Here is a 9,570-nt window from a genome sequence, read left to right as displayed (position 1 = left end):
GGCAAATACATTGCCTACCGTTGGTGTTGGTGCAAATTTATATTACATTAATCCAAGTGGTAATTTTATCCCGCCAACCAACCAATATTTAATGCCCATTACATTAGGCGCAACGGTTTCCTGGAATTTCGGCAACCTTTGGACAAACAAGAACAAGGTAAGCGAAGCGAAAATTCAACAAAGTGCGATTACCATTCAGAAAGACATTTTGTCTGACCAGGTAAAAACAGATATCAACAAAAACTTTCAAGGTTACCAGGTGGCGATGAACAAAATCCAGGTATTGGAAACTTCAATTGCACAAGCAACAGAAAACGATAAGTTATTGGCATCTAAATATAAAAACAATGTGGCTTCGGTTACCGATCGTATCGATGCTGAAACCTTATTGTACCAGGCAAAAATAAACTTAGAGATAGCTAAGGCAGACGCAGGTTTGGCTTACTATACCCTATTAAAATCAACAGGAAAAATAACGCAATAAATACAGCAATGACAACTGAAAAGAAAAAAAAGAACATAGTAGTACCCATCATTTTAGGTGTTTTACTAGTAATAGGCGTAATCTTCGGGATTACGGAATGGAATTATTATAGCAAACATGTAGATACGGATGATGCTCAGATTGATGGCGATATCAGTCCTGTTGTTGCCCGTGTTGGCGGTTATGTTGCAGCGATTAATTTTGAAGAAAATACACATGTAACCGAAGGACAGGTTTTGGTGAAGCTCGATGATAAAGACTATAAAGTTAAATTAGAGCAGGCAGAATCTGGTCAGAAAGGTGCAAGTGCAGGAGTTGGTGTTGCCGAATCGCAAATTGTAGCTACCCAGGCAAATACTGGTACTGCAAAAGCAAACGTTGATGCTGCAAAATCAAATGTTGAGGCTGCAAATGTTAAATTAAATTTAGCGCAGAAAGATTACAATCGTTACGAAAACCTGGTGAAAGATGGTTCAATCACACAACAAGCTTTCGATCAGGCTAAGGCGAGTAAGGAATCTGCAGAAGCGGCCAGACAATCTGCTCTGGCAGCATATCGTGCAGCGCAAGATCAATATAATGCTGCGGTTAAACAAGTTGGTACTACACAATCACAGTTGGCAGTGAGTAGCAATGTAATTAGCCAGCGTCAAAGTGATATCGATTTTGCAAAGCTTCAATTATCTTATACAGATATTAAAGCCCCTGCAACTGGCATCGTTTCTAAAAAGAATGTTCAAAAAGGACAATTGGTTCAGGCTGGTCAATCTTTATTCTCTATCGTGAATGACGGAAGCATTTATGTAACGGCAAACTTTAAAGAAACTCAATTGGAGAAAATTAAAGAAGGTTCTAAAGTAGAAATTGAGGTTGATGCTTATCCAGACGAAAAAATTGAAGGCGAAGTATATAATTTCTCTCCAATTACTGGTGCAAAAGGAYCTTTATTGCCTCCTGATAATGCTACTGGTAACTTTGTTAAAGTAGTTCAGCGTGTTCCGGTAAAAATCAAAATCCATCCATCAAAAGAACTGTTGGCTAAGTTGCGCCCAGGAATGAGCGTTAAAGCATCAGTATCTACTAAATAATAATTAAAATGGCCGAAGTAGGTTTAAAAAAGTGGATTATTACATTTACGGTAATCACAGCTTCATTATTGGAGCTGATTGATACGACTATCGTAAACGTGGCAATTCCACAAATACAGGGAAACCTGGGCGCTACCCTAGAGGATGTGGCCTGGCTTTCTACAGGCTATGCGGTAGCGAATGTTATCGTGTTGCCAATGTCGGGCTGGTTAGGTAACCGATTCGGCAGGAAAAATTACTTTCTTACCTCCATCATCGTTTTTACACTCGTTTCCTTTTTGTGTGGAAATGCCACTTCATTGAATGAACTTATTTTATTTAGGATCATTCAGGGTTTGGCCGGCGGTGGTTTAATATCAACAGCGCAAGCTATTTTAATAGAAACCTGGCCACGTGAAGATGTGGGTATCGCAACTGCCTTATTTGGTTTAGGAGCTGTAGTTGGGCCAACTGTTGGGCCAACCATTGGTGGATATATTCTGGAAATCAGTTCATGGCCCTGGATCTTTTATGTGAATATTCCCGTCGGAATTCTCGCGGCCTACTGTACGTACACCTTTGTTCGGGCAACCCCGAAATCARGGCAGGGGCAACCTGTCGATTGGTGGGGTATCGCATTATTGGCTATTGCAGTAGGTAGTTTACAAACATTATTAGAAAAAGGGGAGAGCGAAGATTGGTTTGCTACACCATACATTACCGCATTGGCCGTGGCCTCGGTATTTGGCTTACTGTTATTTATATGGCGAGAAATGACCACCGACCACCCGATTGTGAACTTTAAAATTATGAGACACAGAAGTTTCTCTGTGGGGATGTTTACCTCATTTATTTTGGGTTTCGGGTTATACGGGTCAGTGTTTGTATTTCCGGTATTCTGTCAGAATTTGTTAGGATTTTCACCTTTGCAAACCGGAGAAATCTTGTTCCCAGGTGGATTATGTACCATTGTAATGATGCCGTTTATTGGTATTATGCTTAAAAAAGGTGTTCCGGCACAAATTATGGCCACCTTTGGTATGTTGGCATTCTTCATTTTCTGTTGGATGTTGAGTAATTCGACTTTACAATCAGGAACTGGCGATTTCTTCTGGCCGCTGGTAATCAGGGGTGTAGGTATGGCCTTATTGTTTGTCCCTTTAACCACACTTGCCATCCAGGATTTAAAAGGACCAGAAATCGGTCAGGGATCAGGTTTGAACAATATGATGCGCCAATTGGGCGGCTCATTCGGTATCGCAGCTTTAACTACATTAATTCACGTCCGTTCGGGTTTCCACAGAAGTGTTTTATTGGCAAATGTGAACGATTATAACCAACCATTTGTGGATCGTTTTAACGGATTGATTAAAGGTTTTATGGCAAAAGGACAAACCTTGTTTGATGCCAAAATTATGGCAGCAAAAGCGATGGAAGGAATTGTAACCAGGCAAACAATGTTACTTACCTATGACGATGCCTATTGGGTTGCTGGATTAATCATGTTGTTCTCCATCCCACTACTTTATCTTCAAAAGTTTAAGAAAAATGCAAATATTCCTGCCGATGTGCACTAAAATTTGCAAAGAAATGCCGTAAAAAATGGCAAAAAACAAAAACAGCCGGTGTATTTTATTACATCGGCTGTTTTAACCCAAAAAATTAACAATCAATGCAATGCCCTTAAACATTGCAAATGTTCTTACTTAACCACATTGTGGCCAAATAAGATTTTAAAATTAAAATTTATTCTACAATTTTCCAAATTGTAAGCCTTAGAATTTTAATACCTTACGCATTTTTTGTAGTATTACGGTATACAAAACTATTGCATAAGCTATGCCTAAACTTCGTTTAACTACGCAACGAGAATCTATTTTTAATAATGAGGTAATCTCAAAATTCGAACTATTTAACAGTTTATTTCTCACCTTGCCTTTTTACAAAATTAAAGATACCGGAACATTGCTTCCGCTGTTTTTTAAGAGCTGTGAAGAAGGCATTGCAAACGGAGAAAAACCGGCACAGATTATCGAAGAATTTTTTGCCAAGTATACCAGTTATACAGACCCTAAGGATATTGTTGACCTGCTTTTCCGTTTTATCCAGTATATCGAACGTCAGGTAGTTCTTTTTGATGCCGTAGAAGATGCTTCTTTTACAAAGTTAAATACAACTGATGAACAGAGTACATTGGCATTTATCTTAAAAAAGAATGCCGATAACAAACCGATGTTATCAAAAATTGAGAAGTTGATTGACGAACTTTCACTTCGTTTGGTTTTAACTGCACACCCAACCCAGTTTTATCCCGGAAGTGTATTGGCCATTATTACCGATTTAACTAAGGCCATTAGGGATAACGACATTACTTCGATGAACTCGTTGCTGCAGCAATTGGGTAAAACGCCTTTTTTTAATAAAAAATCACCAACGCCGGTTGATGAAGCCTTAAACCTTGCCTGGTTTTTAGAGAATACATTTTATTTTGCTGCGGCGAATATTCAGGAAGAGATAGACCAGAACCTTGATGAATACAACCTGGAGACTAAGAAAATTTTAGAGTTGGGTTTCTGGCCTGGGGGAGATAGAGACGGAAATCCGAACATTCATGCTGATACCACTTTGGAAGTTTCTAAAATGTTGCGCCAGATCCTTTTCCGTTGTTATTACCGCGATTTCAGGGTGATTAAACGCCGCATCACCTTCAGAGGTGTTGAAGAAAATATCGCAAAACTGCATGACGTATTGTATCTAAATGCTTTTGACCAGACCTGTGAGCTTCATGATATTTCTGATGAATTAAGGGATAACCTGAATAAAATCAAGGAAACACTGCTCGCTGAACATGAAGGTTTGTTTGTTGATCTGGTTAACGATCTGATCCGTAAGATAGACTTATATGGTAACTACTTTGCATCGCTAGATATTCGTCAGGACAGCCGTGTGCTGAGAAACGTACATACCTATTGCCGTGTAAATAAGCCGATTTCTTCGCTGTATCCTGCCGATTATGATAAACTATCTGAAGCAGAGAAATTAGCTTTAATCTCTTTTAAAGAGGCAACGGTTGTTTACGCCAGTGAGCCCGATGCTTTGACAAAAGATACCATTGAAGTAATCAAAGAAATTAAGGGCATTCAAAGACGTAATGGCGAAAAAGCTTGTCACCGTTTTATTATCAGTAATTGCCAACAAGCGAGTGATATTTTGCAATTGATTGAGCTTTTCCTTTGGAATGGCTGGAGTAAAGAATCGTTGACTATTGATTTTGTGCCGCTTTTTGAAACCGTTAACGATTTAAAGGGAGCAGCAGCAATTATGGATACGCTTTATAGTAATCCATTCTATAAGGCACATTTAGCCAGCCGTGGCAATAAACAGGATATTATGCTTGGTTATTCTGACAGTACCAAAGATGGTGGTTATTTAATGGCCAATTGGTCTATTTTTAACGGAAAAACATCATTATCTGCGGTTTCTGCCAAACACAATATTCAGCTGGCGTTTTTTGATGGCCGTGGTGGGCCGCCTGCACGTGGTGGAGGTAAAACACACCGTTTTTATGCTTCTATGGGTAAGGAAATTGCGAACAAGAACATGCAGTTAACCGTTCAGGGGCAAACCATCAGTTCTCAATATGGTTCGGTAGAAAGTGCTGAATTTAATATCGAGCAATTAATCAACGCAGGACTTACTTCCGGATTAAAAGAGAAACACAATATTCTGTTAGATCCTGAGAATAAAACGCTGCTAGATGAAATGGCTGAAGAAAGTTATAAAGCTTTTGTAGACTTGCGTGAGCACCCGTTATTTGTGAGTTACTTAGAGAAATTGTCTCCTTTAAAATTATTGTCGCAAGCTAATATTAGCAGTCGCCCGGTAAAAAGAAACGGTGGTGGTGAAATGAAACTCGAAGATTTAAGGGCGATTAGTTTTGTAACGGCATGGAGTATGTTGAAGCAGAATGTTCCTGGTTTTTACGGTATGGGAACAGCCCTGAAAAATCAGGAAAAAGCTGGTAACTGGGATAAAGTGCTTAAAGTTTATCAGGATTCAGATTATTTGAAAACGATTGTAGATAACTGTATGATGAGTATGAGCAAATCAGATTTTACCATTACAGCGCATTTGGTCGCAGATAAGGAGTTTGGTGCTTTTTGGACTCAATTACATGATGAATTCGAATTAGCTAAGGAGATGCTTTTAAAACTATCCGGACAGCCAACATTAATGGCTAATTATCCTGTAGATAAAAAATCAATCGCTACACGCGAGAAAATTATCTTACCATTGGTGTTGATTCAGCATTTCGCTTTAGAGAAATTGCAGCATGATCAGAACGAAAAAGACCAGCAAGCTTTAGAAAAGCTAGCGGTAAGAACGGTATTCGGTATCGTAAACGCGGGTAGGAATTTAGCTTAATACTTTCTGCTAAACCTCGCAGGTTTCATAAACCTGCGAGGTTTAAATTATAATCCAAGGTCTGTGTCCTCACAGACCTTTTTTTGCGAGAACAAATTCGGCCGTCACCCTGAATTCAGTTCAGGGCCTAATAGCAGGAAAGATGCTGAAATAAATTCAGCATGACGACAAGTAGAAGAAATACCAAACAAAAATCCCTCGCTGATTTTCATCAACGAGGGATCTGTATTTTGAAAAAGCCAGATTAAGCTTTAAAACGATTATCGATCAATCGAACCCATTACCTTTTGGCCGAAAGCATTTAATGCGTCCTTTTCGGCTGCACCTTCGCTTACCATCTGATGTACTTCTAGGGCACCACAGATATTGGTAATCATTTCGCCCGCAACATCAACTTCGTGTTCACTAACCCCTCTGAACTCGCAAAAAGCCTCTAAAACCTCCAAAGTAGTTTCCAGTTGTGCTGGAGTGGTGTTTTGAAATAATTGTCTTATAACCGGAATCTTCATTACTTTATCTTGTTAAATAGTTCAATTAAACCTTCTGCTTTGTTGGTTTGCACCTGATCTACCAAGCTACCGCCTTCAAAAGCTGCGAAAGTTGGTAAATTATCAACGTTTGCAAATTTGCGTGAGTTTGGAAGTTTTTCGGCATCAACAATCAAGAAAGCTACATCTTCATTTTCTGAAGCCAATTTTTTAAACTTAGGCTTCATGATTCTGCAGTTTCCGCACCAAGATGCAGCATACTGAACCATCACCTTTGAGTTATCGGCTAAATATTGTTGAAGATTATCTTCTGTTAATTCTAAAAACATAACGTTTTGTTTAATTAGTTAGCGGCTAAATATTCAGCTACGCCAGTTCTGTTCGCATTCATTGCTTCTTTTCCTTCTTCCCAGTTTGCAGGACAAACTTCGCCATGTTTTTGAACGTGAGCGTAAGCATCAATTAAACGTAAATATTCTTTAACATTTCTGCCTAGTGGCATATCGTTAACACTTTCGTGGAAAACTTTACCAGTTTCGTCGATTAAATATGTAGCTCTGAAAGAAACATTAGAACCTGAGAAAGATTCGTTTCCTTCCTCATCGTAGTTAACTTCTTGATCTAAAATATCTAAGATACCAGATAATTGTCTGTGGGTATCAGCTAAGATCGGGTAAGTAACACCTTCAATACCACCGTTATCTTTTGGTGTGTTTAACCATGCGAAGTGAACTTCATTGGTATCGCAAGATGCGCCGATTACAATTGTATTTCTTTTTTCAAACTCAGGTAAAGCAGCTTGGAAAGCGTGTAATTCTGTAGGGCAAACGAAAGTAAAATCTTTTGGATACCAGAACAATAACACTTTGCTATTTTTGTTTACAGCCTCTTCAAATACATTGATTTTCAAGTCATCACCCATGTCTGACATTGCATCAATACTAACACTTGGGAATTTTTTGCCTACTATTGCCATAATTTTTTGTCTTTAATTTTATGCCACAAAGGTAAGGCTAAAACAGATGTCAAGCAACCCCCGTTTCGCTAATTGTTAATTGTATTTATTGATAACGATATAGATGAAAACTATATTGTTGGTGTGAAATATAGTAGGGTTCTATTTTCATTCGTTGTCGTCATTTCGAGCGAAGTGCAACGCAGTCGAGAAATCTAACTAGATAGATCTCTCCGTTTCGCTGCGCTCCAGTCGAGATGACGAACTGGCTAAGTGGGAGGTTACTTCTTCAACGTATTTTCATACAGTTTGAATATTCTTTTATACTCATCAGTCCAACTGCTTGGCTCGATAAAACCATGGTCTTCAACAGGGTAAACGGCAAGCTCCCAATTGTTTTTGCCGAGCTCTATAAAACGTTGTGTAATGCGCACAATATCCTGAAAGTGAACATTCACATCAACCATTCCGTGCGCCATTAAAAGGTTGCCTTTTAGCTTATCGGCGAAGTAGATCGGTGAACTTCTTTTGTAAGCAATCGGATCGTTATAAGGTTCGTTTAAAATATTCGAAGTATAACCATGGTTATAATGTGCCCAGTCGGTTACCGAACGTAAAGCGGCACCACTTGCAAAAACATCCGATTCATTAAACATGGCCATCAAGGTAATAAATCCGCCATAAGAGCCCCCGTACAAACCAACATGCTGTGAGTTAACACCATATTTCTCTACCAAAAATTTAACGCCATCAACCTGATCGGTTAAATCTCTTCCTCCCATGTGGCGGTAAATACCTGTACGGTGATCGCGACCATAACCGGAGCTTCCGGTATAATCGATATCGATTACCGTGTAACCATTATCGGCCAGTAAATTATTGAACATAAACTCGCGGAAGTAGGTGCTCCAGCCGAAATGCACATTTTGAAGATAGCCTGCACCATGAACAAAAACTACCGCAGGGTGATTAGGATGTGGATTATCGGATTTATAAACCCTCGCATAAACATCTGCACCATAGCGGTTTTTGAAGCTTACCATATCCGGTTGACGCCACTTGTAAGAATTAAATTCGGCAGAGGTAGATTGAGTAATTTTTTCGGCTTTGGCACCAACCTTATTTGGCTGAAGATATAACTCTCCAGGTTTGTCCATAAAGGAATAATTAATGGCTATGTATTTTTCGTCAGGAGAGAGGGTGATATCATTTAAGCCTTTCATGGCAGTAATCTGAACAAGCTCACCACCGTTTACACTGATTTTAAAGAAGTTTGTTATCCCTGGGTGCTCCTTATTTGTTTTAAGATAAAACGTACTTCTATCTTTTGAAAGCTGAACAGATTGCACTTCCCATTTGCCAGAGGTTAGTTGTTTTTTATCGCCTGTGGCAATATTCACCACATAAAGATGCGAATATCCAGTAGATTCGCTTTGATAGTAAAAGCGGTTATTGTCTATCCATCCGGTGCTACCTTGGTAAAAGCCACTAATGCCCGGGCCGCCAATCCAGGCTTCATCGCGCTGACGATCTATTAGAGAAAACTTCCCTGTTGATGCATCCAGTTTTAAGATCCAGCGGTCTTTATTGTCGGTTGAAGTTGCAACGACAATTGCGTTACTTCCGTTATCGTTCCAAATCGGGCCAAAGAAATTTACAGGCCTGTCTGCGTTTTTCTTTTTTAGCGTATCCAATTCTTTTGGATAATCTTTAAGGTAATCGGGAAGATCTTTAATGCCCGGTATGGTAGCAGTCTGAATGGCATAAACAGAATCTTTTTGAGTATCGTAGATAAAGCCCTGCGAAATATTTTCATTTTCCCCAACCTTTGTTCTGCCAGGAATATCTTCGGTATAGCCTGACGATGTGATATAATTCGGAACAACAGTGCTATGGTTATTTTGGGCTGGCGTGGTTAGCTTATAAGTAATAAAATGCCCATCGGGACTAATGGTTACGCCATTTAAAAACTTATCTTCTGTATAAAGCTCTTTTAATGGTTTTGAATCAGCAGATGTTGCGCCAGAACGGCCTCTTCCACCGCGGGCGCCACTTCTGATTTCTGCATTTCTTTTTTTAATGATATCGAACAATTCGGTTTGCTGTGCCTTTAGCCATTTATCCTGCTCGGTAAGCGGCTTGGTTTCCGGT

The 9,570-nt window shown here is 39.4% G+C and carries 8 protein-coding genes; 4 read left to right on the top strand and 4 right to left on the bottom strand.

Annotated elements, in window-relative coordinates; all coding sequences use genetic code 11:
- The 4 genes from AC1DND_RS10185 to AC1DND_RS10170 all read left to right on the top strand — a co-directional run.
- Positions 1-484, top strand: a 484-nt coding sequence (locus AC1DND_RS10185) for a TolC family protein (protein WP_477581328.1), incomplete at its 5' end; no start/stop codon positions are given.
- Positions 485-492: 8 nt separating this feature from the next.
- Positions 493-1,572: an HlyD family secretion protein gene (locus tag AC1DND_RS10180; RefSeq protein WP_477581326.1), complete on the top strand. Its 1,080-nt coding sequence runs from the start codon at positions 493-495 to the stop codon at positions 1,570-1,572.
- A gap of 8 nt (positions 1,573-1,580) precedes the next feature.
- Positions 1,581-3,128 (top strand): DHA2 family efflux MFS transporter permease subunit, encoded by a 1,548-nt coding sequence (locus AC1DND_RS10175; RefSeq protein ID WP_477581324.1) that lies wholly within the window; start codon positions 1,581-1,583, stop codon positions 3,126-3,128.
- A 262-nt stretch (positions 3,129-3,390) separates the two neighbouring features.
- On the top strand, positions 3,391-5,976 hold the full coding sequence (locus tag AC1DND_RS10170; protein WP_477581322.1) for a phosphoenolpyruvate carboxylase: 2,586 nt from the start codon (positions 3,391-3,393) through the stop codon (positions 5,974-5,976).
- 260 nt (positions 5,977-6,236) lie between these two features.
- Here AC1DND_RS10170 and AC1DND_RS10165 read toward each other — a convergent pair whose 3' ends face one another.
- The 4 genes from AC1DND_RS10165 to AC1DND_RS10150 all read right to left on the bottom strand — a co-directional run.
- Positions 6,237-6,485: a DUF6952 family protein gene (locus tag AC1DND_RS10165; protein ID WP_010599336.1), complete on the bottom strand. Its 249-nt coding sequence runs from the start codon at positions 6,483-6,485 to the stop codon at positions 6,237-6,239.
- Positions 6,485-6,793, bottom strand: a complete 309-nt coding sequence (locus AC1DND_RS10160; protein WP_025141703.1) for a thioredoxin family protein — start codon at positions 6,791-6,793, stop codon at positions 6,485-6,487. The genes AC1DND_RS10165 and AC1DND_RS10160 overlap by 1 nt, the downstream gene beginning before the upstream one ends.
- Before the next feature lie 14 nt (positions 6,794-6,807).
- The gene (locus AC1DND_RS10155; protein WP_025141704.1) at positions 6,808-7,440 is read right to left on the bottom strand and encodes a peroxiredoxin; all 633 of its coding nucleotides are present in this window, start codon (positions 7,438-7,440) and stop codon (positions 6,808-6,810) included.
- Positions 7,441-7,700: 260 nt separating this feature from the next.
- Positions 7,701-9,570: S9 family peptidase (locus AC1DND_RS10150; protein WP_477581319.1), on the bottom strand; the 1,870-nt coding region annotated here is incomplete at its 5' end.

The sequence above is a fragment of the Pedobacter sp. 01N416 genome (genome assembly GCF_056399685.1).
This window is presented reverse-complemented; position numbering and strand designations above follow the sequence as displayed.